Genomic DNA, 25285 nt, shown 5'->3' with positions numbered 1-25285 from the left:
ACTTCGTTGCGGGATTGGCTTGCTCCATCGCTAACGAGGGCAAGCCATTGGTCGTGGCTCTGGAAATGCCCGTAGCCGAACAGGCGAGGATCGACGCGTACATGCAGAGCGATGGTGGCGGAGCGAATAGAGAGGCATTGCTTGAGGGTGGGTTCTGGCGCAGGAAGGCGCAGGACGGTCGCACAAGCACTGCAATGTTCCGTCTGATCGAGAAGTTGCGAGTTGTCCGAAATGGTGGCGCTAACCTAAGGGTGCTCTTGGTCGATGATCGAGTGGGGGGATCGAGAGATCAAGGCATAGCCGCTCGGTTGAGGGGGGCGGTGGGCGATGGGGCGGTGGGTGCAATTGCGTTGCTCGGCAACGTTCATGCCAGCAAGGTAAAGGGCACAAGAAAGAGACCCGACTATGAGCCCGCCGGGTATCTTCTCGCGGACCTAAGTCCGGCGAGCATCTATTTCTCCGCGAGGAGTTGGAACGCTTGGCTTTGCGCTCCGCAATGCGGTATTAAAAATTTGAAAGGGCAGCGTTTTGAGGCGAGCGCTCAGGGGTATGTCTCGGGTAGCGAGCATGTCAGGGGATATGACGGGATATATGTCATAGATAAATCTACCCCTTCTAGGCCGGCTGTGGAGAAATGATGTGCGACTGCTAAAGAGGCAGGATCCACCTGGCTTTATGTAAGTCCTCTTCTTCATGAATCTTAGCGGCGCGTATGGACGAGATATGATGCCCTGCGGGCCTTGGCATCGTTCCGGTCGATGCTGTAAAGCATGGTGAAGAAGGCAGTCATCCTTGCCGTTAACATTGGGTCTGCATCGAGTGGGGCCATGCGGGAATCTATTCCAGAGCAGAAGCCTCGTTTGCAGGCTTCCTTGGCCGCTTGGAAGTCGGCGACTTGGCCTGTGGAGTAGAATATCAGGCAGTCAACGTCTTTTGGCTCTGGGTATGATGTGTCGAAGAAGCTCCCGCCGCCAAGAAAGAAATGAGTATTGATCCCGGACAGTGCTAACTCATCAAAGAGTAAACGAAGCGACAGTAGGAGTGCCCGCCTGTGCGAATTTACACCGTAGTTCTGCAGTAGATCATTCCAGGTCAATTGGTGGGGTGCCGAATTGAATGGAGTGCATTCGCTTACCGATCGATCGAAAAAGTCTCGCATCTATCTGCCATAAGTCTGGAAAAGCAAGCGCTCGCGTGCGTTTGCGCATGAAGGTGAGGTTATCCCTGGATCTCTGAGTGAATAATGGCAGTTTGGCATATGGTATCAAGATTACTGAGGACACTTCTTGGAGATTCCGAAGATCAACCTATTCCATCGCGTAGCTGGCGGTCGTGTCTAGGAGAGCCCATCGCTCGCTGCTGCCTCTCACGATCCTGTTTCGGAGAATCCTTGATAACGTGCTCCCTTTGCGGATCTGCGGCATGCCTAGAATAGCCCGTGTGCCATCGAAGGCAAGACCCCGTGCTAGCCTTGAGGCTGAGAAAACTGTCTCTTCATCGCCTTGAAGATCAGCGCGTATCAGGCTTCCACTCGCGCACTCCATTAGTCAGATGTCTTTCTTCACGCACGTGGCCGAATGCGGCAGCGTGCGTGCGTCCGCTAGCGACTGCGCCGGAGCTGATGTCCACCAATACGACATTGTATTGCCTATATTGTCGCCAGCCTTCACGAGAGATGAGCATTGCATCCGTCTTAAATGGCAGGCATCGAAAGGGCTGATTGAGTCGGATAGATTCGGCGACGAGAGGGTCTTCTAGTTGCAATCGTCACCAGTTGAACATTTGCCCTCGCCACACCCAATAATCACGCCTGCCTGCCTGCCTGCCTGCCTGCGGCATTACGAGATATCTTGGTAGAGCAAGCCATTTTTCTGCGAAAACTGTGATTATCCTCCCTCTTGGTGCGACGGTTGTCACAGAGTCGATTGATGCCTTGACATACCCTTTGCCCGCTTCTACATTCCGCTTTATTCACGTTACCTAGCGCAAGGATGCCAGTAGATGGACATGGACTCCCTGTTGGCCTTAGACGCGCCAGCATTCACTACGAGTGTTGCGGAGTGCTCTTCGAGTACCTCATCGCTTTACATCACTGGATCGCAAGAGTTTTGCAGTACCGAGCTGACGGCTCGGCGCGAGGAGCTGCGGTCCGCTCCTTCCCGGATGGTTGATGCTGTTCCGCACCATGGAATCGCAAGTTCGATCTCCATGCTTGGCGGAAGCTCGCTTCGAGAGGGGGGCATGCCTCATCCCCAGGAAATGGATGGACTGCCGTTCCATGAAATGCTCACACATGAGCGTCCAGTTACGCTTAGTGATCTCAAGCGGCAATTGAGAGAACTAAGCGATCTCGATTTGCGTCTCATACCGCTTGATTTTCTCGCGATCGACGTCATAAAACTGGGTGCGTACTTCAAGACACTCTTCAACGCTGGTAAAGATGGGGCAAGTGCTCCGAATGCCGTCGTTCCTTTAGATTTGGGGCGCTGAAGTGTTCTGGCGTCGCTTTGCATCCCTCAGGGCTCAGATCAGAACGGCCTGGCTACGTGTGCTCGATGCCGTCGAAGCCCCTCATGCTAGCCAGGATATTCTGTTGGATATTCAAAGCACTGCTGTGTCATGAGCAACATGGTTCAGTGGTTCTCCGCGGGTCAGACAGCACGGCAGATAGCCGAGGCGTCGTACGCTTCGCATGACTTGTCGGTATCGACAACCATTGCCCAGGCCGCAAATAGGGTCCGTACCAAGCTTGCGGTGCTTTTGGAATGTGATGCCGACGACGTCTACGTAGTCGGATCGACAAAGTTTGGCGTAAGTCTGCTTCATGGACATGACTTCGTCCCCGGAGAGGCCGACCTTGATATCGCTGTGGTCTCGCCGTCGATCTTCGGCAAGATTAAGCGTGAAGCCGAGCGAGCGAGCGGCATGTTCATGCATGACCATGCTTTTAGCGGGCAGCAAATGCCTGGGATGAGGACAGCGGGCGCCGTAAGGTCCACCCTCATTCGTGGCATGCAGCGTTCGGTTATTCATGTTGACTGCCTGCCTGAACTGCTGATTCGCCAGAATATTTTACACTTCTGTGACGATGCTAAGGCTGTTGAGGAAGCGCACTTTTCACGCGTCAGTGTGGTGATATATGGTTCTATCGAGGCGTTTTTGGTGTCTCAAACACAAAGAGTGCAAGCTTTTACTAAGAGTGCTGTCCACGTGCCTAATAGCTCCGCAGCGCTTGGCTATCCTGATGCATTCACCTGGGATGCGTTTATCGGGCATCCGTTCTGCGCTGATGGGCGCTTGGTTGATCTGCTCCAACGCTTGGCCGAACTCTGTGGCTTGGCATACAGCTATGTAATGCCTACCTCGGCGAATAGTGAGAATTCCTGCGGATTTGATGTTCTGGCGTTCCATAATGAGGTATTTGAAGGAAGGGAGGCGCGTCATTTCTTTCGGCTGACAGGGGAATTCGCTGAAAAGGGAATTTCCGTGCGACTGGTTCCGATCGGGAAGATGCCGCACTTGGCCGCTACAGTCACGGCCAATGCAATGCTCACGGCAATGAGAGAACTCGGAGAGAGCGTGGTTTCGCGTCGTATCTTGGTTCTTGGGCCAGGAGGCGGTTGACCGCGCTCTTTGAGACTGCCAAGAGACCGCCATATCCACCTGGCCCGGGGGCCTCACGAATCAGGCGCAATACCTTATCTTAATTCGGCGATTGAATCGTCCCGACTTTCCTGGACGCTTTGCAGCCATAATTCACAGCAGCACTAGGGGTGTCTATGAGCAGCAAGCGATACACGCAGGAGTTCAAGATCGAGGCGGTCAAGCAGGTCACTGACCGCGGACATTCAGTCGCTGATGTTGCAAGTCGGCTCGGAATATCGATCCACAGCCTCTATGCCTGACGAAAGCAAGACGCCAATCCATCATCCACGCATCCGGCGGCAATCGATCAGGCGTCCGAACTGCGAAGGGTCAAGTCGGAGTTGCGGCGGGTAGCCGAAGAGCGAGACATCCTAAAAAAGGCCGCAGCGTACTTTGCCAAGCTGTCCGGGTTCATGCTCGATCATGAGCAGCAATTCCGCCTTCGAAGCATGTGTAAGGTATTGGCCTGCATTGCAGCGGGTACTACGCCTGGCGGAGCGCACCGATGTCAGCAAGGGCCAAGGATGACACGCGTGTCCTGGGCCTAATCAAGCAGTCCTGGCTGGAAAGCGGCGGCGTGTACGGTTACCGGAAGATTGCCCGTGATCTGCGCGACCTGGGTGAATCGTGCGGCAAGCATCGGACGGCGCGATTAATGCGACAGGAAGGTCTGCGGGCACAGATGGGCTATCGGCGCCGACCGGGCATGCGCGGTGGGAGGCCGGCTATCGTCGCCAACAATCAGCTGGCGCGTCAGTTCGATCCGAGCATCGCCAATCAGGCATGGGTGACCGACATCACCTACATCCGAACGCACGAGGGCTGGCTGTACCTGGCAGTGGTGCTGGATATTTTCTCACGGAAGGTCGTGGGTTGGGCGATGCAATCCACGATGCACACCGACCTGGTGCTGCAAGCCTTGATGATGGCCATATGGCGACGCAAGGCGCCTGCCGGGCTGCTGGTGCACTCCGATCAAGGTACGCAGTTTACTGGCCACGACTGGCAAGATTTCCTGAAAGCACATGGGCTCATCAGCAGCATGAGCCGGCGCGGCAACTGTCACGACAACGCGGTCGCCGAGAGCTTCTTCCAACTCCTCAAACGCGAGCGCATCAAGCGCCGGATCTACGTGACTCGCGAGCAAGCAAAGTCCGACGTCTTCAACTACATCGAGATGTTCTACAACACCAGACGACAGCACGGACACAACAACGGGCTGTCTCCGGTAGAGTTCTAAAAGCAGCAATCATAATGAGGCTTCGAGGTGTCTACAGAGGCCGGGGCGATTCAGTGCAGTGTGATGTCGGTGTGAGAGGGGAGGCGGCCTGCTGCCCTTTCGACGTTCATTCTCGGTGAGCGCGACCTTACTTCCCCCATGCGCCCAGCGCGCTATGCTTCGCGCTTTCCCGCCCCCTGCGCCGCGATGAAACTCGCCATCCTGTCCCGCAACAGCAAGCTGTACTCCACGCGCCGCCTGGTGGAGGCCGCGCGTGCGCGTGGCCATACCGTGCGCATCCTCGATCCGCTGCGCTGTTACATGCGGATCGCGGCGGACGGCTTCACCATGCATTACAAGGGGCGGCCGATCACCGGGGTGGACGCGGTGATCCCGCGCATCGGCGCCTCCGTCACCCGCTATGGCACGGCGGTCCTGCGCCAGTTCGAGATGATGGGCGCGCGCACCCCCAATCCCTCCGATGCGATCCTGCGTGCGCGCGACAAGCTGCGGGCGCATCAGATCCTGGCCTCCAAGGGCATCGACATGCCGGTCACGGTGTTCGGTGACAACCCGGATGACACCGTCGATCTGCTTTCGATGCTCGGCCCGCCGCCGCACGTGGTGAAGCTCAACGAGGGCACCCAGGGCCGTGGCGTGATCCTGACCGAGAAGGCCAGCGCCTCGCGCGGCATCGTGGAGGCGTTGCGGGGGCTGTATGCCAACTTCCTGATGCAGGAGTTCATCGGCGAGGCGCAGGGTGCCGACCTGCGCTGCCTGGTGGTCGGCGACCAGGTGGTCGGGGCCATGCAGCGGCAGGCCCCGGACGGCGACTTCCGCTCCAACCTGCATGCCGGCGGCAGCGCCCGCGCCGCCAAAGCCAGCCGGGCCGAACAGCTGGTGGCCGTGCGCTCGGCCAAAGCCCTGGGGCTGGGGGTAGCGGGGGTGGACCTGATCCGCTCCAGCCGCGGCCCGCTGGTGCTGGAGGTCAACTCCACCCCGGGGCTGGAGGGGATCGAAGCGATCTGCCAGGCCGACCTCGCCGGACGCATCATCGACCATGTTGCTTCCTTGAAAAAGCCTGCAAATACAAGGGGTTGATGCGTATTTTCAAGGTCGGGAAGGGTCTTAACATCGGTTTAATCGGCCCGGGCGTAGGCTCTGTCGAACCGCAGCTCTGCCCTCCTCAGCAGGATCGGTAATCGGGAAACACCTTCAGGCCCAGGCGGAAACGCCTGGGCCTTTTTCTCCCTGACCTCCAGCACTTGCTGCCACTGGCAGGTGCGGCATACATTCGGCGTTCACTTCACAGCACGGATCAGCTCGACATGAAGCGTTTGACGATGGCCATGGCGGCCGCGGCACTGGTACTGGCAATGGGAAGCGCCGCAGCGGCGCCGAAGAACAAGGAAATCTTTGAACCCGGCAAGCCCCTGGCTGAACAGATCACCAAGATCGAAGCGGACCTGAGCGACGGCGAGACTTACTCGGAAATCACCCTGGATCAGCGCAGCCGGGTCCGTGAAGCCTTGGGGCGCATGCGTGGCATTGTCGAGCGCAACGGCAGCGAGGCCTCCCTGTCGGCGGCCAACCGCAGCGAACTGTTCAACGACCAGCACGTGGTGCACACCGTTTTGACACAGGCGCGCGAAGATAGCCGTCTAATATGCAGGCGTGAGCGCGTGGTGGGCTCCAACATGCCGCAGACGCAGTGCATGACGGTTGCCCAGCGGGAACGGGTCAAGAATACGTCCCAGAGCAGCATGGACCGCGCACAGCGCGTCGGTCGTTTTTCCAACTAGAGGTCACAGTGCGAATCCTTGTAATCGAAGACAACAGCGACATTGCCGCCAACCTGGGCGATTACCTCGAAGACCGCGGCCACACCGTGGACTTCGCTGCCGATGGCGTCACCGGCCTGCACCTGGCCGTCGTCCATGAGTTCGACGCGATCGTGCTGGACCTCAACCTGCCCGGCATGGATGGGATCGAGGTCTGTCGCAAGCTCCGCAACGAGGCGCGCAAGCAGACCCCGGTGCTGATGCTGACTGCCCGCGATTCCCTGGACAACAAACTGGCCGGCTTCGATTCCGGTGCCGATGACTACCTGATCAAGCCGTTCGCGCTGCAGGAAGTCGAGGTGCGTCTGAACGCCCTGTCGCGTCGCGGCAAGGGCGTGCAGACCCGCGTGCTGGAAACCGGTGACCTGGAGTACAACCTGGATACGCTGGAAGTGCGTCGCCAGGGCAAGCTGCTCCAGCTCAACCCGACCGCGCTGAAGATCCTGCAGGCGCTGATGGAGGCCTCGCCGGCCGTCGTCACCCGCCAGGAGCTGGAAACCCGCGTGTGGGGCGAAGAGCTGCCGGATTCGGATTCCCTGCGCGTGCATATCCACGGCCTGCGCGCCGTGGTCGACAAGCCTTTCGAGGTTCCGATGATCCAGACCCGTCATGGCATCGGATACCGCATCGCCGCGCCGGAAGCCTGATCCGGTGACGGGCAGGGGGGGGCGTCGCCGCGCGCCATACCGGCGCCGGCTGCGCAGCCGCATCATCGTCTCGTTCGTGCTGTTGGGCTTCTGCCTGACCACGCTGTTTGCGTTCGCCACCAACTGGACCCGCGCCCGCGTGGAGAACCAGCTGGTCGAAGATGTCATGAACCGCAACATCAACGAGTACGCCAAGCGTTTCGCGGCAGACCCCTCGCGCAGCCCCGACCTTCCGGTGCAGCAGATGTACGCCCGACTGGTCCGGCCGGACAAGTTCGAGGCGCTGCGCCTGGAACAGCCGGACTGGTATGAGTTCAACGATGGCATCCACGGTGTCAGCGGCGTGGATGACGGCGGCAAGCCGTTTTCCTACAAGCTGGCGGTACGCAAAACGCCGGAGGTGTGGTTCTTCCTCGCCTATGACATGACGGAGAGCATCCGCGGCGAGAGCCAGCTCAACCGCGCGCTGTTCTTCTCGGTCCTGGTGTTCAGTGTGCTGTCCCTCGTTCTGGGCTGGTGGTCCGCCTCCAAGGTGATGAAGCCGGTGTCCGACCTGGCCGCCCGCCTGCGCGCCTACCGCGGTGGCACCAGCGAGCCGGAACCCCTGGCACCGCGTTTCCCGGACGATGAAGTGGGCCAGCTGGCCCAGGCGCTGGATGACTACTCCGCGCGGCTGACCGAAGTGGTGCAGCGCGACCGCGAGTTCAACGCGGACGTCAGCCACGAACTGCGCACGCCGCTGGCCGTGATCCGTGGCGCCACCGAGCTGCTGCTGACCCGCCCGGATCTCGATCCCAAGGTGCTGCAGCGGCTGCAGCGCATCCAGCGTGCCGAACAGCAATGCACCGATCTGATCGGCGCACTGCTGCTGCTCTCGCGCAACGAGCGCGGGCAGGGCAGCAGCAATGTCGCCCGGGTCTCCGAGCAGCTGCTGGATTCGCATCGCGCCCAGCTGGGTGGCAAGCCGCTGGAGCTGGTCCTGGAAGGCAACCACGATCTGGTGATCGACGCGCCGGAATCGGCCCTGTCGGTCGCACTCGGCAACCTGATCGGCAACGCCGTGAAGTATTCCAGGGAAGGCGCGGTGCGCGTGCGCGTCGGTGCCAACGCGGTCGAGGTGATCGACAGCGGCCCGGGGCTGAGCGAGGAAGATGCGGCCAAGCTGTTCCAGCGTGGCTACCGCGGCACGCACGCGGGGCATTCGCAGGGCGGCGGTATCGGCTTGTCGATCGTCAGCCGTCTGTGTGACCTTTATGGCTGGCAGGTCAACGTCCGTCCGGGTGCCGGGCGCGGCGTGATCGCCACGCTGACGTTCTCCCCCGCCTGACACGGTAGAGCCGACCGTTGGTCGGCTCCTCCAGATCTACCGCGCCGCCAACTCCCGATAGGCCCGATCCAGCCGCTCCACATGCGCCTGCAGATGGTCCGGGTGACCGTCGTTGACCACCACGTCGTCGGCCAGGGCCAGGCGCGCCTCGCGGCTGGCCTGCGCGGCGATCATGCGGTCGGCCAGGGCCGCGTCGATGCCATCGCGCTGCATCAGCCGCGCGTGCTGCACGGCCACCGGCACGTCCACGACCAGGATCCGGTCCAGCCAGGGGTACTGCTGGCGGCCGCCGGCCTCGGTGAGCAGGGGAATCGCCGCGATCGCATACGGTCCCTCGGCCTGCGCGCAGGCCTGGCGCAGCTGCTGGCGGATCGCCGGATGGGTGATCGCCTCCAGCGCCTGCCGGTCCTGCGCTGAATCGAAGATGCGCGCGCGCAGGGCAGCGCGGTCCAGCTGGCCGTCGGCCAGCAGGATGTCGGTGCCGAAGTGAGCGGCAATCCGGGCCAGCCCCTCGCTGCCGGGGGCCACCACTGCGCGTGCGGCCAGGTCGGCATCGGCCACGGTGATGCCCAGCGCCTCGAAGCGGCGGCTGACCTCGCTCTTGCCGGCGGCAATGCCGCCGGTCAGCCCGATCACGAAGCGGCTCATCGCGCGGCCCTCAACGCAGGCCGGCGTAGCTCAGGTAGCCGTTGATCAACGGCTCGCCCCACATGAACACGATCCAGCCCGCGATGGCCAGGTACGGCCCGAACGGGATCGGCGTGGCCCGGTCGCGGCCGCGCGAGTACAGCCAGATCGAGCCGATGATGGCGCCCACGATCGACGACAGCAGGATGATCGGGAGGATGCCCTTGAGTCCGCACCAGGCGCCCAGGGCCGCCAGCAGCTTGAAGTCGCCGTGGCCCATGCCTTCCTTGCCGGTCAGCTGCTTGAACAGCCACCACACCGACCACAGCGACAGATAGCCGGCCAGCGCGCCCAGCAGGGCCGGTTTGGCCGGCATGTAGAGATTGTCGCTGGCCGCGATCAGGCCGAGCCACATCAGTGGCAAGGTCAACTGGTCGGGCAGCAGCTGGGTACGCAGATCGATCCCGGACAAGGCCACCAGGAAGCAGCTCAGCACGATCGCACCGAAGCCCTGCCAGCCGAAGCCGAACTGCCAGACGCTGGCAGCCACCAGCACGGCGGTCAGCAGCTCCACCAGCGGGTACTGGATCGAGATCGGGGCATGGCAATGGCGGCACTTGCCGCGCAGGGCCAGCCAGCTGAACAGCGGGATGTTCTCGTACCAGGACAGCTTGTGCTTGCAGTGTGGGCAGTGCGAGGGCTCCACGACGATGCCGGGCGGTGGCGGCTCGTAGATGTCCGGTTCTTCCAGGACCTCGCGCGCATCGCGCTTCCACTCCCACTCCAGCCGCTTGGGCAGGCGCAGGATCACCACGTTGAGGAAACTGCCGATCAGCAGTCCCAGTCCGACCGCGGCGGGGTAGCCGAGACCGGGATGCTGGTCGAGAAATGCCATTGATTAGTTATCCAACTACCGCGCCGAGTTTGAAGATGGGCAGGTACATGCCGATCACCATGCCGCCCACGATGGTACCAATGAACACCATGATCATCGGTTCCAGCAGGCTGCTCAGGGCGTCCACGGCATTGTTGACCTCCTGCTCATAATACTCGGCCACCTTGAACAGCATGGTGTCCAGCGCGCCGGCCTCCTCGCCGATGGCGGTCATCTGCACCACCATGTGCGGAAACAGGTTGATCTGCTTCATCGCCATGTTGACCGGGTAGCCGACCGACACGTCATCGCGCATGCGCAGCACGCCTTCCTCGTAGACCTTGTTGCCGGTAGCGCCGGCGACGATGCCCAGCGCCTCGACCAGCGGCACGCCGGCCTTGAAGGTCACGGCGGTGGTGCGGGCGAAGCGGGCGATGGAGCTGTTATGCATGATCTGGCCGATGACCGGCACCTTGAGGATCAGGCGATCCATTGTGTGCTGCATCTTCGGGGATCGCTTGTACGCGTAGATGAATCCGAAAATAGCGCCAAGCACAGCTGCCAGCATTACCCACCAATACGACACCATGAATCGCGATAGTCCGACGATCATCTGGGTAAAGGCTGGAAGCTCGGCGCCGAAGCTCTTGAATACTTCTTCGAACTGCGGCACGACAAAAATCAGAAGAATGGCGCTGACCAACACGGCGACAGCGACGACCATCGCGGGGTAGAACATGGCTTTCTTGATCTTGCCCTTGAGGGCTTCCATGTTCTCTTTGTAAGTCGCGATTGTGTCGAGCACGGTCTCAAGTACACCGGCGCCTTCGCCTGCTCGAACCAGATTGCGGTATAGCTCGTCGAACTGGATTGGATGCCTGCTGATGGCTTCATGCAGGGATGAGCCACCTTCAATGTCCGTTCGGATACTGCCCACCAGCTTCTTCATTCGCGGATTCTTGTGTCCGCTGCCGATGATCTCCAATGCACTGACGATGGGCACGCCTGACTTCATCATGGTCGCCATCTGGCGGCTGAAGAAGGAAATGTCCTTTGCGCCCACAGGTTTGCCGGCACTGCCAAAGAGTGGCTTCGGCTTTGGCTTCACAACGCTAGGCATTATTCCCTGCCGCCGCAGTTCGGCGCGCAGCAGATTGGCATTCTTGGCGGGCTGCTCGCCCTTCATCTTGATGCCGCGCTTGTCGGTCCCCTCCCAGACAAACGGCTGCAACTCCATGGTGCTACGCGCCACGGGCTCTTTTTTGATCGCGCTACGGCTGACAGACATACAGGGCTCCCCAGCCACACCATCCCCAGGCGGGCTATCTCGCCGCATGGTAGCCGGTTCCGGGAAGCGTTGGCAGTCCTGCCGGGCGTCCGGCGGGGGCAACCGGTCCAGACCGGGGGTGTCAAAAGGTGACGCAACTGGTCACATTGCAGGATGCGTCGCAAATTGTTGTGAGGGGGGTTCCAATCCTGAAGATTGGTGCCATCATTGCGCCGGGGAATGCTGGGGAGCATTGCTGGCACTGTTGGCACGCAACCTGCTTCGATCCACCCGCACGGGGCGCCCGCCTCGCTCACCCGGCTTGCCGGTCAGGCAAGGGCCCAGTGCCCTACTATTTATCTACCTCTAGGGGATGTACTCATGAAGAAGCAGCAGGGCTTTACCCTGATCGAACTGATGATCGTGGTCGCGATCATCGCCATCCTGGCCGCCATCGCGCTGCCGGCGTACTCGAACTACACCAAGAAGGCCAAGGTCTCGGAAGTCATCCTGGCCGCTTCTTCGCTGCGTACGGACATCTCCGAGTTCGTGGCCAGCAACAATGCGCTGCCGCCGACCACTTGGGCACCTGACTTCCAGCAGACGCAGTACGTGTCGAACCTGACCTGGAACGGCACCACCATCACTGCGACGGCGCAGGGTATCTCTGACGATATCGACGGCAGCACCATCACTTTGACCCCGGTTGCCACTGGTGTCGCTGATGGCGTTGTTCCGAGCTGGTCCTGCAGTGGTTCGATCGAATCCAAGTACCGCCCGGGCAGCTGCCAGGGCGCTGTTGTGACTCCGCCGACCAACTAAAGCTGGCGCGGTGAGTCGAAAGACCTAGAGCGGAGGGCTAAATGCCCTCCGCTTTTTTTTCGCGTTATAGGGTGAGCTGTAGCAGGACGTGTGTTGCACGCACGTGCGACTGTTGGTGTACTCCGCGGGTCAGCTCAGATGGGGTGAACTGATCTCTGATGCCAACTCCAGGTCGTCAGATGCCATCGCCCTGAGCAGCCTGCAAGGCGAGGCTGACCTCTTTGATGAGCATTTAAGGCAGGCGATTGATCGCAAATCTCTGCAGGTTCGGAATGACCCTCGGCCACTAGGCTGCGGACAGATGCAAAAGTTCTTGAACCGATGCAGGATGGTGCAAACAGCTGGCCATCTTTCCTGCTGGCCTGTCTCAAAGCCGGGTCACAGCTGACAAATCGACACTTCCGAACCCGCGAAACAGTTGTACTGAACCAAAGGACGAACATGAACGCCGCAACTTCTCCCAACCTTGTCGGAATTACCGGCATTGCTCGTCGCTTGGTTCAAGACGGGGCGATTGAAGAGACAGCTGCGCGTGAAGCCATGGCGCAGGCTACTGCTGCCCGCTTGCCGCTGCCTCAGTGGTTCGCGCAGAAAAAGCTGGTCACCAGTGCCCAGCTGGCCGCCGCCAACGCGGTGGAGTTCGGAATGCCTCTGCTCGACGTGTCGGCGTTCGACAACAACCAGAACGCAATGAGTCTGGTGAGCGAAGAGCTGCTGCGCAAGCATCACGTCCTGCCGCTCTTCAAGCGCGGTGGCAAGCTCTTCGTCGGCACTAGCAACCCCACTCATTCGCTGGATGAGATCAAGTTCCACACCAATCTGGTGGTCGAGCCGATCTTGGTCGATGAAGACCAGATCCGTCGGACGCTGGAGCAGTGGCAGTCCAAGCAGGACACACTTGGTTCAGCGCTTGGCACTGACGACGAAATGGGCGACCTGGACGTCTCTGCAGGCGACGAAGAAGGCGGGTCCATCGACTCCGGCGTCGACGCCAAAGGCGACGACACCCCCGTCGTAAAGTTCATCAACAAGGTACTGGTCGACGCCATCCGCAAAGGCGCCTCGGACATCCACTTCGAACCCTACGAAGACGACTATCGGGTGCGCCTGCGCATCGATGGTCTGCTCAAGAACGTGGCCAAGGCCCCGGTCAAGCTCAACCAGCGCATCGCCGCGCGCCTGAAGGTGATGGCGCAGCTGGATATCGCCGAGAAACGCGTGCCGCAGGATGGGCGCATCAAGCTCAACCTGTCCAAGACCCGCCAGATCGACTTCCGCGTCAGCACGCTGCCGACCCTGTTCGGCGAGAAGGTGGTGCTGCGTATCCTCGATGGCAGCGCGGCCAAGCTGGGCATCGACAAGCTCGGCTATGAGCCGGCCCAGCAGAGACTGTTCCTGGATGCGATCCACAAGCCGTATGGCATGGTGCTGGTCACCGGCCCGACCGGCTCGGGCAAGACCGTGTCGCTGTATACCGCGCTGGGCATCCTCAACGATGAAACGCGCAACATCTCCACCGCGGAAGACCCGGTCGAAATCCGCCTGCCCGGCGTCAACCAGGTGCAGCAGAACGTCAAGCGCGGCATGACCTTCGCCGCGGCGCTGCGCTCGTTCCTGCGCCAGGATCCGGACATCATCATGGTCGGCGAAATCCGCGACCTGGAAACGGCCGAGATCGCGATCAAGGCTGCGCAGACCGGCCACATGGTGCTCTCCACGCTGCATACCAACGATGCCCCGCAGACCATCGCGCGCCTGATGAACATGGGCATCGCGCCGTACAACATCACCAGCTCGGTGACATTGGTGATCGCCCAGCGCCTGGCCCGCCGGCTGTGCAACAACTGCAAGCGCCCGGTGGAGCTGCCAGCCAACGCGCTGCTGGCGGAAGGCTTCACCCAGGCCCAGCTGGACGCGGGCATCAAGCTGTTCGAGCCGGTCGGCTGCGATGAGTGCACCGAGGGTTACAAGGGGCGTACCGGTCTGTACCAGGTCATGCCGATGACCGATGAGATCTCCACGATCGTGTTGGCCGGTGGCAATGCGCTGCAGATTGCCGAAGCGGCGCAGCTGGCCGGGGTCAACGATCTGCGCCAGTCGGCGTTGATCAAGGCCGCGGCCGGTGTGACCGGTCTGGCGGAGATCAACCGGGTGACCAAGGATTGATCAGCGCGGTGGGCTGATACGGAAAGGCCCGCGCGAGCGGGCCTTTTTTCTGCGGGCGACGGGGGATTTCAGTCCATCCCCAGCTTCTTCAGCTTGTACCGCAACGCGCGGAAGGTAATCCCAAGCTGCGCGGCCGTGCGCGTCTTGTTCCAGCGGTTCTCCTCCAGCGCCTTCTGGATCGCGGTGCGCTCCATCTGCTCGATGTAGGAGGGCAGGGCGCCGTTGCCGGCTGGCAGGTCGACCACCGCTTCTTCCTGGGTGGCGGCTGCATTGCCGGCGCCGAAACGCGGCGCGTGCTGCGGCAGGCGCAGATCGCTGGCGCCGATGCGGTCTTCCTCGGCCAAGGCCAGGGCGCGTTCGAGGATGTTCTCCAGTTCGCGCACGTTGCCGGGGAAGTGGTACTGGGCCAGGGCTTCCAGCGCCGAGGGCGCCAGCAGCGGGGTCGGGCGGCCGTGGGTGCGGGCCAGCCGGGCCAGGATCGAGGCGGCCAGCGCGGGCAGGTCGCTGCGGCGCTCGCGCAGCGGCGGCACACGCAGTTCGATCACGTTGATGCGGTAATAGAGGTCGTGGCGGAAGCGGCCGTCCTCGACCAGCTCGCCCAGGTCCTTGTGCGTGGCCGAGAGGATGCGCACGTCGACCGGCACCTCGGTGGCGGCGCCGACCGGGCGGATCGATTTCTCCTGGATCGCGCGCAGCAGCTTGACCTGCATCTGCAGCGGCAGCTCGGCCACTTCATCCAGGAACAGGGTGCCACCATGCGCGGCCTGGAACAGCCCGGGTTTGTCGGCATGCGCACCGGTGAAACTGCCCTTCTTGTGCCCGAAGAACTCGCTCTCCATCAGCTCCGAGGGAATCGCGCCGCAGTTGACCGGCACGAATGCGCCCGGCGCACGCGCGCTCTGCGCGTGGATGGTGCGGGCGACCAGCTCCTTGCCGACGCCGGATTCGCCGAGGATGTAGACCGGCGCCTGGCTGCGCGCGACCTTGGCGATGGTGGCGCGCAGCACATCCATCGACGGCGAATCGCCGAGCAGGCGTGCAGCCTGTTCCGGGGCCAGCGGTGCGGGCGCGGCACGCTCGGTGTTGTTGAGCTCGAGTGCGTGCTTGACCAGTCCGCGCAGCACCGAAATATCCACCGGCTTGCTGACGAAATCGAACGCGCCGGCCTTCAGTGCTTCCACCGCCAGGTCCATGCTGCCGAACGCGGTGATCATCGCCACCGGCGTGCGCGGGTAGTGCTGCGCGATTTCGGTGACCAGCTCGATGCCGTTGCCATCGGGCAGCCGCATGTCGGTGATGCACAGGTCGTACGGGTTGCTGGCCAGCAGCTCGCGGGCTTCGGCGAGGTTGGCCGCGGTGCTCACGCGCAGGCCCATGCGGCCCAGGGTCAGTACGAGGAGTTCGCGGATGTCACGCTCGTCGTCGACGACGAGGGCGCTGCGGGTGTCATTCATAAGGAAGGAAGATAGCCGAGGGCGGTCGTTGGCGACAAATGTTTGACGGGGGTGTGCAGGTGTGCGCGGCTCATCCGGCCATCATCGTGTGCGGGCCGGCCAGCACCAGCCGGAAGCAGGCGCCGCCGGCGGGCACCGAGACGTACTCCAGCCGTGCCTGGTTGGCCCGGCAGAGTTCGCGGGCGATGTACAGGCCCAGACCGGTGCCATGCTCGGAGGTGGTGAAGAACGGCCGGAACAGCTGGCTGGCGACGGTCTCGGGAATGCCGGGGCCGCGGTCCATCACATCGATGATGGCGGTGCGGTCCTGGCGCGCTACGCGCAGCCGCACGCGCGCAGGCTCTTCCGCCACGCGGCCGTACTTGAGCGCGTTGTGGACCAGCACGGTCAGGATCTGGTGCAGGTGGCGCGGGTCCACCAGGGCGTGCACCGAGGTCTCGCTGATGATCGGCTCCACGCTGTCGGTCTCCAGCGAGAGGCCCTGTTTGTATTCGAGCACGAAGCGGCGCACGAACGCGGCCAGGTCCACGTTCTCCGGGTTGGCGCGCTCGCGCCGGGCCAGCCCGAGCACGCTCTCGACGATGCCGTTGGTGCGCTGGCACTGCTGGTTGATGATCTGCAGCAGGCGGCGGTCGGTGTCGCCGATGTCGGTGGATTCTTCCAGCAGCTGGGCGGCGTAGTTGATCGCCGCCAGCGGGTTGCGGATCTCATGGGCGAGGCTGGCCGAGAAGCGACCCATCGCCGAGAGCGTCAAGGACTCGGCACGCCGCGAGACCACGGTGGAGTCGTCCAGGAACACCAGGGTGAGGTCGCTGCCGGCGAGCAGGCGGGCAAAACGCGGCTGCACTTCGGGCTGGTCCGGCGAGAGCTGCAGCGGCATTTCCTCGTTGGTCCAGCCGTTGCGCCAGCGCAGCAGCCGGCGGCTCAGCTCGGGCGCGGCGCTGCCCAGTTCCAGCCGGCCGCTGCCACTGTTGCCGTCGGCATCGCCGAGCAGGGTGGAGGCGGCCTCGTTGGCCAGGGTGATGCGGTTGGCACCATCGACCACGATCACGCCGGTGCGCATGCGGCGGATGATCAGCTCGTTGATCTGGAACAGGTTGGCCACTTCATCGCCGCGCTGGTTGGCCAGCTGCTGGTTCATGCGGGCACGGTTGCCGACCTGGTAACTGATGAAGGCGATGGCCAGGTAGCTGGTGACGAACATCGCGAGCTCGGCCAGGGTGCGGGTCGGGTCGCCGCCTTCGAGTTGTTTCCAGATGTACTCGCCGGCGGTGGCGGCGCTGGCGGCAGCGGCCAGGCCCAGCCCCATGCTCAAGGGCAGCAGGGTGGCGGCCGCGGCGATGTTGAACAGCAGCGACATCGAGATGCCCGCGCTGGCACCGGGCAGGGCATGGGCGAGCAGGGTGGCGGCGATGATGTCGGCGGCCACGCTCCACACCACGATGGTGCGCAGCCAGCGCTCGTTGCGGCCGAACAGCAGCACCAGCACGGCCACCAGCAGGTAGCCGCTGGCCACGATCGTCGCCAGTTTCGGGTGGTCGGCGGCCCCGACCAGGCTGGTCAACGGGCTGAACAGCAGCGCGCCGATGACGGTGGCCATCAGCAGGCGGTACAACGCGAAGAAATACAGCTCGCGCCGCGGTATCGATTCGATGCGGTCGATCAATGAAGCACTGGGTGACACGCCGGAACTCCCCTTCTGGCACGGGGGCAGTGTAGGGGGTCCGGCCGGGTTTGGGGGCGGCCGGCCGGGGCCGGGCGTGTGAAGGCGGGACGGTGGGCGGGCGCCGGCCGGCTGCGCGGCGGTGCGGCGAGGTGCCCGCAAGGCGGTTTCCGGCCCCTGCCGCAACTGTCTGAAATTGCGCCGGAAACCCCCTGGCGTGGCTGTCTCCGGACGGACTTCTTTGCGCGCGCGCGCCGGGTCGTCCACAATAGTGGGCCCGCCGCGGTCCTTACCGGCGCCCCCGTGAGGGAGCCTTGGAGATGCGTGCGGTCGTTCCTATTCCCACGGTGACGCATGAATTTCCACGAATACCAGTCAAAACAGCTGCTTGCCGAGTACGGCATTCCCGTTCCGGCCGGCAAGGTCGCGGCTACCCCGGACGAAGCGGTTGAAGCTGCCAACGCCCTGGGCCAGGGCCCCTGGATGGTCAAGGCGCAGATCCACGCTGGCGGCCGCGGCAAGGCTGGCGGCGTCAAGTTCTGCAAGACCACCGACGACGTGAAGGCCGCTGCGGCCAAGATGCTCGGCACCAAGATGGCCACCTACCAGACCGCCGGCGTCGAACTCCCGGTCAACCTGGTGCTGGTGACCACCGCCGGCGAGATCGTCAAGGAACTGTACCTGTCGGTGCTGGTCGACCGTGGCACCAAGACCATCACCTACATCGCCTCTTCGGAAGGCGGCGTGGAGATCGAGCAGGTCGCCGCTGAAACCCCCGAGCTGATCCACTCGCTCAACGTCGATTTCGTTGAAGGCGTGCAGGGTTACCACGGCCGTGATTTCGGCTTCAAGCTGGGCCTGACCGCCAAGCAGGCCGGCCAGTTCGCCAGCATCATGGTGAACCTGTACCGCCTGTTCAACGAAAAGGACCTGGCCCTGGTTGAAATCAACCCGCTGGCCATCCTGGACGACGGCAACCTGTACGCGCTGGACGGCAAGTTCGACAGCGACGACAACGCCGCGTTCCGTCAGAAGGCGCTGGTCGCCATGCGCGACAAGACCCAGGAAGACGAAACCGAAGTGACCGCTTCGGAGCTGGACATCAACTACGTCACCATGGACGGCAACATCGGCTGCATGGTCAACGGCGCCGGCCTGGCCATGGCCACCATGGACGTCATCAAGCTCAACGGCGGCGAGCCGGCGAACTTCCTGGACGTGGGCGGCGGTGCGAACAAGCAGCGCGTCATCGAAGCGTTCAAGCTGATCCTGTCCTCGGACAAGGTCGAAGGCATCTTCGTCAACATCTTCGGCGGCATCGTCCGCTGCGACATGATTGCCGAAGGCATCATCGCCGCGGTCAAGGAAGTGGGCGTCAAGGTTCCGGTCGTGGTGCGCCTGGAAGGCACCAACGTGGAAGAAGGCAAGCAGCTGCTGCGTGACAGCGGCATGGCCATCATCCCGGCCGACAACATCAACGACGGTGCCAAGAAGGTCGTCGAAGCTGTCAAGAACGCTGCCTGATCCGACACCGAAGGAAATCCAATGTCTGTTTTGATTAACAAGAACACCAAGGTGATCGTGCAGGGCTTCACCGGCCAGCAGGGCACCTTCCACGCCACTCAGATGATCGAGTACGGCACCCAGGTTGTTGGCGGCGTGACCCCCGGCAAGGGCGGCACCACCCACATCGACCTGCCGGTCTTCAACACCGTTGCCGACGCCGTGCAGAGCACCGGCGCCAACGCCTCGGTCATCTACGTGCCGCCGCCGTACGCGGCTGACGCGATCCTGGAAGCGGCCGCTGCCGGCATCCAGGTCATCGTGTGCATCACCGAAGGCATTCCGGTGCTGGACATGCTGCGCGTCAAGAACGTGCTGACCCGCTCGCATCCGGACACCGTGCTGATCGGGCCGAACTGCCCGGGCGTCATCACCCCGGGTGAGTGCAAGATCGGCATCATGCCGGGTCACATCCACAAGCCGGGCAAGATCGGCATCGTGTCGCGTTCGGGCACCCTGACCTATGAAGCGGTCAAGCAGACCACGGAAGTCGGCCTGGGCCAGTCCACCTGCATCGGCATCGGTGGTGACCCGATCAACGGCCTGAACTTCGTCGACTGCCTGAAGCTGTTCAACGAAGATCCGCAGACCGAAGGCATCATCATGGTCGGCGAAATCGGCGGCGACGCTGAAGAAGCCGGTGCCGAGTACATCAAGAACCACGTGAAGAAGCCGGTCGTCGGCTTCATCGCGGGCGCCTCGGCTCCGGCCGGCAAGCGCATGGGCCACGCCGGTGCGATCGCATCGGGCGGCAAGGGCACCGCGGAAGGCAAGTTCGCCGCCATGGAAGCTGCCGGTGTCGTCACCGTCCGCTCGCCGGGCGACCTGGGCGCTGCCATCGCCAAGCTGGTGAAATAAGACCGCCAGCCGCGCAGCGGCTGACGTGTCTGTAGAAGCCGACCGTTGGTCGGCTTGGAAAGGCCGCCTCCGGGCGGCCTTTCTGCGTTTCAGGCACTACCCGGACCGGTAGGTGCCGACCCTTGGTCGGTACGCACGCCACGTAGTGCCGGCCGCTGGCCGGCGCCACAGCGTGCGGCCGCCCGATGCGGGGTTTGCGGCCCCCGGCCGGCACAACAAAGGTCGGAGTGCAACCTCGGTGCGCCGGCGGCGGGCCGGCCCACATTTGTGCTGCGGCCTTTGGGGGGGGGGCCGCCCCGCGGCCGGCACTACAATGTGCGTATTGCAACCACAGGCTGGACCCCCATGACGTCGCTCCGCATTGCCCTGGCGCAGTTCGATTTTCCGGTTGGCGCAGTGGCGCAGAACACCGACACCATCATCGCGATGATCGCCGAGGCGCGCGACGAATACGGGGCCGAGCTGGTGGTGTTCCCGGAGCTGGCGATCAGCGGCTACCCGCCGGAGGATCTGCTGCTGCGCCCGGGCTTCCTGTACGACTGCCAGCAGGCGCTGGAGCGCATCGCGGCGGCCACCACCGGCATCGCGGCCGTGGTCGGCTGGCCACAGGCCGCCGGTGCGGTGGTCTACAACGCGGCCAGCGTGCTGCGCGATGGCAAGGTCGAACACACCTACCGCAAGCGCGAGCTGCCCAATTACGCGGTGTTCGATGAGCGCCGATACTTCGATGTCGATCCGGACGGCGGCAGCTGCGTGTTCGAGCTGAAGGGCGTTCCGGTCGGCGTGCTGGTCTGCGAGGACCTCTGGTTCGCCGAACCGCTGGCCGATACCGTGCGCGCCGGTGCGCAGCTGGTGATCGTGCCCAACGCCTCCCCCTACGAGCGCGGCAAGCACGCCCAGCGTGATGCGCTGCTGGCCGAGCGCACCCGTGAGAGCGGGGCGGCGATTGCCTATCTGAACGTGGTGGGCGGCCAGGACGCGCTGGTGTTCGACGGGGCCTCGGTCGTGGCCGATGGCGATGGCACGGTGCATCCGGCGGCCGCGGCTTTCACCGACCAGTGGCTGGTCGTGGATTACGACGCCGATGCGCGCCGCTTCCTGCCGCGCGAGTGGATGGACGACGGCGACGAGAGCATGGACGCGCTGGCCTGGCGCGCGGTGACCCGCGGGATCCAGGACTACTGCCGCAAGAACGGCTTCAAGAAGGTCTGGCTGGGGCTGTCGGGCGGCATCGATTCGGCCCTGGTGCTGGCGATGGCGGTGGATGCGCTGGGCGCGGCCAACGTCACCGCGGTGCGGCTGCCGTCGCGCTACACGGCGGACATGTCCAACGACCTGGCCGCCGAGCAGTGCCGCGCGCTGGGCGTGAAACTGGAAGCGGTCTCGATCGAACCGGTGTTCGAGGGCCTGATGGCCGCGCTCGGCCCGATGTTCGAGGGGCAGGCGGCCGATGTGACCGAAGAGAACCTGCAGTCGCGCAGCCGCGGCGTGATCCTGATGGCGCTGTCCAACAAGTTCGGCGGGCTGCTGCTGACCACGGGCAACAAAAGCGAGTACGCGGTGGGCTACGCGACCATCTACGGCGACATGTGCGGCGGCTATGCCCCGCTCAAGGACCTGTACAAGACGGAGGTGTTCGGGCTCTCCAAGTGGCGCAATACGGTCGGCGGCGCCCCGGTGATCCCGCCGGCGGTGATTTCCCGCCCGCCCTCGGCCGAGCTGCGCGCCAACCAGACCGACCAGGACTCGCTGCCGGCCTACGACGTGCTGGACGGCATCCTGTACCGCTACGTGGACCAGGAGCAGTCGCGCGAGGAGATCGTGGCCGCCGGGTATGCCGCCGAGGTGGTGGACCGTGTGCTGCGTCTGGTGCGCACCAGCGAGTGGAAGCGCCACCAGGCCGCCCCGGGGCCGAAGGTCTCGCGCCGGGCGTTCGGGCGTGAGCGCCGGTACCCGATCAGCAATGGGTACAAGGGCTGAGAAGCCACCCGGTCGGGCACCACCGTAATAAAAAAGGCCCCTTTCGGGGCCTTTTCATTATTTGCGGTTCATCGTGGCGTTGCGTTCACCGGTACTGGCGGACTTCTCGCCGGCAAACGGGTTCAGCTTGCGGACCATCCACGGGTACTTCGGCCACTTGCCCTGCAGCCACGGGTGGTCGGGCTGGTTCAGCTCGAGCACGCGGCGGGCATCGTCGGCCAGGGTCTTGTTGCCCAGCTTGGTGTAGGCCTCGCCCAGGGCGGCCACGGCATCGTACTGGAACGCGCTCTGCGGGTAGTTGTCCAGCAGGAAGTTGGCGCGGCTGGCAGCCGAGACGTAGGCCTCGCGGCGCAGGTAGTACAGGGCGTTGTCCAGCTCGTACTGGGCGAACACGTCGCGCAGGGCGATCATCCGCTGGCGCGCGTCGGCGGCGTAGCGGCTGTTCGGGTAGCGCTCGGTGACGATGGTGAAATCGGCATAGGCCTGGCGCGGGCTGGACAGGTCGCGGCGGCTCGGGTCCAGCGACCAGACGCGGCGCAGGAAGACCGTGTCGCGGTTGCCATTGGCCAGGCCACGCAGGTAGTACATGTAGGCGATGTTGCGATGGGTCGGGTAGGTACGGATGAAGCGGTCCACGCTGGACACCGCGTCATCGTGCTTGCCGGCCTTGTACTGCGCGTAGGCGCTTTCGATCATGGCCTGTTCGGTATACGGGCCATACGGGTATTGGGCTACCAGGCGGCGGAAGCTGGCTTCGGCACCGCTCCAGTTCCCCCCTTCCATGAGCTTGTGGCTCTTTTCATAGAGCTGCTCAACCGGCAGGCCTTCATCCGGATTCTTGCCCTTGGTACCGCGGTGGCAGCCGGTGGCGACGAAGAGCAGCACCAGCATCAGGGCGGCGAGGCGGACGGGCGCGGACAGCATAACGGAGCGTCGGATCATGGGGTCAGGGCGGGACGCGGCTGGAATACGAAGGGTCGATGATAGCCTAGTGGCCTGTCCCGCGACTGAAACTGGTCGCCCGGACCCCAAAATTGTCCCTATTGCGGTGTGCCCCCATGTCCGATACCCCTGCTGATTCCGATTCCCCCCGCCAGGCCATCGTGCCCGATACCGCCGCCGGCCGGCGTTTCGACGCCGTCCTGGCCGAGCTGTTCCCCGAATTCTCCCGGTCCAAGCTGACCGAGTGGATCAAGTCCGGGGACGTCCTCCTGGACGGCGACACCGTGCGCGGCCGCGACCCGGTGCGCGGCGGCGAGGTGGCCAGCCTGCATGTCGTGCTCGACACCCAGACCCATGCCGAGCCGGAGGACATCCCGCTGGAGGTCCTGTACGAGGACGAGCACGTGTTCGTGATCAACAAGCCGGTCGGCCTGGTGGTCCACCCCGGCGCGGGCAACCCGACCGGCACGCTGGTCAATGCGCTGCTGTTCCGCGACCCCTCGCTGTCGGTGCTGCCGCGCGCCGGCATCGTGCACCGCCTGGACAAGGACACCAGCGGCGTGATGGTCATCGCCCGCACCATCCAGGCGCAGACCGCGCTGGTCGAGCAGCTGTCCGCGCGTGAGGTGCATCGCCAGTACCTGGCCGTGGTGGTCGGCGCGCTGGTCTCCGGCGGCACCGCCACCGCCGGCATCGACCGTCACCCGCGCGACCGCATCCGCATGGCCGTGCGCGAAGACGGCAAGGAAGCGATCACCCATTACCGCCTGCGCGAGCGTTTCCGTGCGCACACGGCGCTGGAGTGCCGCCTGGAAACCGGCCGTACCCACCAGATCCGCGTGCACATGGCGCACCTGCGCCACCCGATCATCGGCGATCAGCTGTATGGCGGCGCGCTGAAGCTGCCGAAGGGTGCCAGCGATGAGCTGGTGGCCGAACTGCGCGGCTTCAAGCGCCAGGCGCTGCACGCTGAAACGCTGGAGTTCGTGCACCCGATCACCGGGGAAAAGATCACCAACAGTGCGCCGCCGCCGGCCGACATGCAGGCCCTGCTGCACGCCCTGCGCGAAGACAGCAAGCGCTTCGCCGAGCAGGAACGCAACCGCCGCTGATGGATGCCCCCGTGCCCGTGCTGCCAGCCGACTGGCAGGCCCCGACCGGGGTCCATGCGCTGACCACCCTGCGCTTCGGCGCAGGTGGTTCGGTCGCGCCGTTCGACCAGTTCAACATGGGCAACCGGTACGCCGCCGACGGCGACGACCCGGCACAGGTGCAACGCAACCGCGACCTGCTCGTGCCCGGGCTGGGCCTGCCCTCGGCGCCGCACTGGCTGCGCCAGGTGCATGGGACCGGCGTGCGTCGCTTCACCGCCCCGCCGACGGCCATCGGCGTGGAGGCTGAACCCACCGCCGATGCCGCCGTGACCTCGGTTCCGGGCGTGGTGCTGGCGATCCTCACCGCCGACTGCCTGCCGGTGGTCTTCGCCGCGCGCGATGGCGGTGAGATCGGCGCCGCCCATGCCGGGTGGCGTGGGCTGGCCGACGGCATGCTGGAGGCCACCGTGGCCGCCATGCAGACCCCGGCCGCACAACTGCAGGCCTGGCTGGGGCCCGCGGCCGGTCCGGCCCTCTACGAGATCGGCGAGGACGTGTTCGAGGCTTTCGTCGAGCGCGACGAGGGGGCCGCGACGGCCTTCGTGGCGACCCGGCCGGGGCACTGGAAGGTCGATCTGTATGCGTTGGCCCGCCGGCGGCTGCAGTCGGCCGGGCTGGACCCGGCCTGCATCAGCGGCGGTCAGTACTGCACCCTGGCCGACCCGCAGCGGTTCTATTCGCATCGGCGTGACCGCCGCACCGGGCGCATGGCGACCCTGGCGTGGATCGCGCCCTGACTACCGGACAGCCGGTGGTTGGACCGTCGGCAGAAGCGGTCATCGTCTTCGACGGCGTGTGCGCCCTGTGCAGCCGCTGGGTGCGGTTCCTGCTGCGCTTCGACACGCGGGGCCGCTACCGCTTCGCGGCGATGCAGGGCGCGCAGGGACGGGCCCTGCTGCAGGCACACGGGCTGGCTCCGGAGGACCCGACGTCGTTCCTGCTGCTCGACGCAGGGCGTGCGTGGACGGGCACCGATGCGATCCTCCGCGTGCTGACGGGGCTGGGCGGCGCATGGCGTCTGGTGGGCGTGCTGCGCGGGTTACCCCGCAGGTTGCGAGACCCCGCGTATCGGGCGCTGGCCCGCAACCGGTATCGGTGGTTCGGTCGGCATGACACGTGTTTCCTGCCGACACCGGCGCAGGCGACGCGGTTCCTCGACTGACGGGTGGACGCGTTGCCGGCCAGCGGCCGGCACTACCGTAAACGTTCGCGCCATCACCCGCGTTGCCGGCCGCT

Annotated in this window: 20 protein-coding genes and 1 pseudogene; 15 read left to right on the top strand and 6 right to left on the bottom strand. The window is 64.0% G+C overall.

Annotated elements, in window-relative coordinates; genetic code table 11:
- Window positions 1-2001: 2001 nt before the first annotated feature.
- The 7 genes and pseudogenes from ABE424_RS18010 to ABE424_RS17980 all read left to right on the top strand — a co-directional run bounded on the left by ABE424_RS18010 (window position 2002) and on the right by ABE424_RS17980 (window position 8679).
- The gene (locus tag ABE424_RS18010) at window positions 2002-2490 is read left to right on the top strand and encodes a hypothetical protein (RefSeq protein WP_346492233.1); all 489 of its coding nucleotides are present in this window, start codon (window positions 2002-2004) and stop codon (window positions 2488-2490) included.
- Between the two features lie 129 nt (window positions 2491-2619).
- The gene (locus tag ABE424_RS18005; RefSeq protein ID WP_346492234.1) at window positions 2620-3624 is read left to right on the top strand and encodes a hypothetical protein; all 1005 of its coding nucleotides are present in this window, start codon (window positions 2620-2622) and stop codon (window positions 3622-3624) included.
- Window positions 3625-3779: 155 nt separating this feature from the next.
- Window positions 3780-4885 (top strand): annotated as a pseudogene (locus tag ABE424_RS18000) (IS3 family transposase).
- Window positions 4886-5071: 186 nt separating this feature from the next.
- Window positions 5072-5965 (top strand): 30S ribosomal protein S6--L-glutamate ligase, encoded by an 894-nt coding sequence (gene rimK, locus ABE424_RS17995; RefSeq protein WP_346492235.1) that lies wholly within the window; start codon window positions 5072-5074, stop codon window positions 5963-5965.
- A 227-nt stretch (window positions 5966-6192) separates the two neighbouring features.
- Window positions 6193-6666 carry a hypothetical protein gene (locus ABE424_RS17990; protein WP_346492236.1) on the top strand — a complete coding sequence of 158 codons (474 nt, stop codon included), beginning with the start codon at window positions 6193-6195 and terminating at the stop codon, window positions 6664-6666.
- Between the two features lie 8 nt (window positions 6667-6674).
- On the top strand, window positions 6675-7352 hold the full coding sequence (locus tag ABE424_RS17985) for a response regulator transcription factor (RefSeq protein WP_019183933.1): 678 nt from the start codon (window positions 6675-6677) through the stop codon (window positions 7350-7352).
- Window positions 7315-8679, top strand: coding sequence for a HAMP domain-containing sensor histidine kinase (locus ABE424_RS17980; RefSeq protein ID WP_346492237.1), 1365 nt, complete (start codon window positions 7315-7317; stop codon window positions 8677-8679). Before ABE424_RS17985 ends, ABE424_RS17980 begins: the two co-directional genes overlap by 38 nt.
- Before the next feature lie 36 nt (window positions 8680-8715).
- Here the strand turns inward: ABE424_RS17980 and coaE are convergent, their stop codons facing one another.
- The 3 genes from coaE to ABE424_RS17965 are packed head-to-tail and all read right to left on the bottom strand — an operon-like array spanning window position 8716 to window position 11468.
- Window positions 8716-9327 (bottom strand): dephospho-CoA kinase, encoded by a 612-nt coding sequence (gene coaE / locus ABE424_RS17975; RefSeq protein ID WP_346492238.1) that lies wholly within the window; start codon window positions 9325-9327, stop codon window positions 8716-8718.
- A 10-nt stretch (window positions 9328-9337) separates the two neighbouring features.
- Window positions 9338-10201 carry an A24 family peptidase gene (locus ABE424_RS17970; protein ID WP_176988378.1) on the bottom strand — a complete coding sequence of 288 codons (864 nt, stop codon included), beginning with the start codon at window positions 10199-10201 and terminating at the stop codon, window positions 9338-9340.
- Window positions 10202-10208: 7 nt separating this feature from the next.
- Complete coding sequence (locus tag ABE424_RS17965) at window positions 10209-11468, bottom strand: type II secretion system F family protein (protein ID WP_346492239.1); 1260 nt, start codon at window positions 11466-11468, stop codon at window positions 10209-10211.
- Between the two features lie 360 nt (window positions 11469-11828).
- On the opposite strand from ABE424_RS17965, the gene ABE424_RS17960 reads away from it, so the two are divergent.
- A complete protein-coding gene (locus ABE424_RS17960; protein WP_346492240.1) occupies window positions 11829-12269 on the top strand; it encodes a pilin in 441 nt (146 codons plus the stop codon).
- A 441-nt stretch (window positions 12270-12710) separates the two neighbouring features.
- Window positions 12711-14435: a type IV-A pilus assembly ATPase PilB gene (gene pilB, locus ABE424_RS17955; protein WP_346492241.1), complete on the top strand. Its 1725-nt coding sequence runs from the start codon at window positions 12711-12713 to the stop codon at window positions 14433-14435.
- Window positions 14436-14503: 68 nt separating this feature from the next.
- Here the strand turns inward: pilB and ABE424_RS17950 are convergent, their stop codons facing one another.
- Window positions 14504-15889 (bottom strand): sigma-54 dependent transcriptional regulator, encoded by a 1386-nt coding sequence (locus ABE424_RS17950; protein ID WP_346492242.1) that lies wholly within the window; start codon window positions 15887-15889, stop codon window positions 14504-14506.
- A gap of 70 nt (window positions 15890-15959) precedes the next feature.
- On the bottom strand, window positions 15960-17573 hold the full coding sequence (locus ABE424_RS17945) for an ATP-binding protein (protein WP_346492243.1): 1614 nt from the start codon (window positions 17571-17573) through the stop codon (window positions 15960-15962).
- A gap of 333 nt (window positions 17574-17906) precedes the next feature.
- On the opposite strand from ABE424_RS17945, the gene sucC reads away from it, so the two are divergent.
- From sucC to ABE424_RS17930, 3 genes are all read left to right on the top strand, one after another.
- Window positions 17907-19076, top strand: a complete 1170-nt coding sequence (sucC, locus tag ABE424_RS17940; protein WP_179460232.1) for an ADP-forming succinate--CoA ligase subunit beta — start codon at window positions 17907-17909, stop codon at window positions 19074-19076.
- A 21-nt stretch (window positions 19077-19097) separates the two neighbouring features.
- Complete coding sequence (sucD, locus tag ABE424_RS17935) at window positions 19098-19973, top strand: succinate--CoA ligase subunit alpha (protein WP_176988385.1); 876 nt, start codon at window positions 19098-19100, stop codon at window positions 19971-19973.
- A gap of 345 nt (window positions 19974-20318) precedes the next feature.
- The gene (locus ABE424_RS17930) at window positions 20319-21953 is read left to right on the top strand and encodes an NAD+ synthase (protein WP_179460233.1); all 1635 of its coding nucleotides are present in this window, start codon (window positions 20319-20321) and stop codon (window positions 21951-21953) included.
- A 57-nt stretch (window positions 21954-22010) separates the two neighbouring features.
- On the opposite strand, the gene ABE424_RS17925 is transcribed toward ABE424_RS17930, so the two are convergent.
- Window positions 22011-22895 carry an outer membrane protein assembly factor BamD gene (locus ABE424_RS17925; protein WP_346492244.1) on the bottom strand — a complete coding sequence of 295 codons (885 nt, stop codon included), beginning with the start codon at window positions 22893-22895 and terminating at the stop codon, window positions 22011-22013.
- Between the two features lie 116 nt (window positions 22896-23011).
- On the opposite strand from ABE424_RS17925, the gene rluD reads away from it, so the two are divergent.
- The 3 genes from rluD to ABE424_RS17910 are packed head-to-tail and all read left to right on the top strand — an operon-like array spanning window position 23012 to window position 25211.
- Window positions 23012-24007 carry a 23S rRNA pseudouridine(1911/1915/1917) synthase RluD gene (gene rluD, locus ABE424_RS17920; RefSeq protein ID WP_019183947.1) on the top strand — a complete coding sequence of 332 codons (996 nt, stop codon included), beginning with the start codon at window positions 23012-23014 and terminating at the stop codon, window positions 24005-24007.
- Complete coding sequence (pgeF, locus tag ABE424_RS17915; RefSeq protein WP_346479777.1) at window positions 24007-24786, top strand: peptidoglycan editing factor PgeF; 780 nt, start codon at window positions 24007-24009, stop codon at window positions 24784-24786. Before rluD ends, pgeF begins: the two co-directional genes overlap by 1 nt.
- Window positions 24783-25211: a thiol-disulfide oxidoreductase DCC family protein gene (locus ABE424_RS17910; protein ID WP_346492262.1), complete on the top strand. Its 429-nt coding sequence runs from the start codon at window positions 24783-24785 to the stop codon at window positions 25209-25211. Before pgeF ends, ABE424_RS17910 begins: the two co-directional genes overlap by 4 nt.
- The last annotated feature ends 74 nt before the right edge of the window (window positions 25212-25285 follow it).

The sequence above is a fragment of the Stenotrophomonas sp. TWI1149 genome (assembly GCF_039673155.1).
GTDB lineage: Bacteria > Pseudomonadota > Gammaproteobacteria > Xanthomonadales > Xanthomonadaceae > Stenotrophomonas > Stenotrophomonas maltophilia_AA.
The sequence above is the reverse complement of the archived record's forward strand: the minus strand, read 5'-3'. Positions and strand labels throughout refer to the sequence as shown.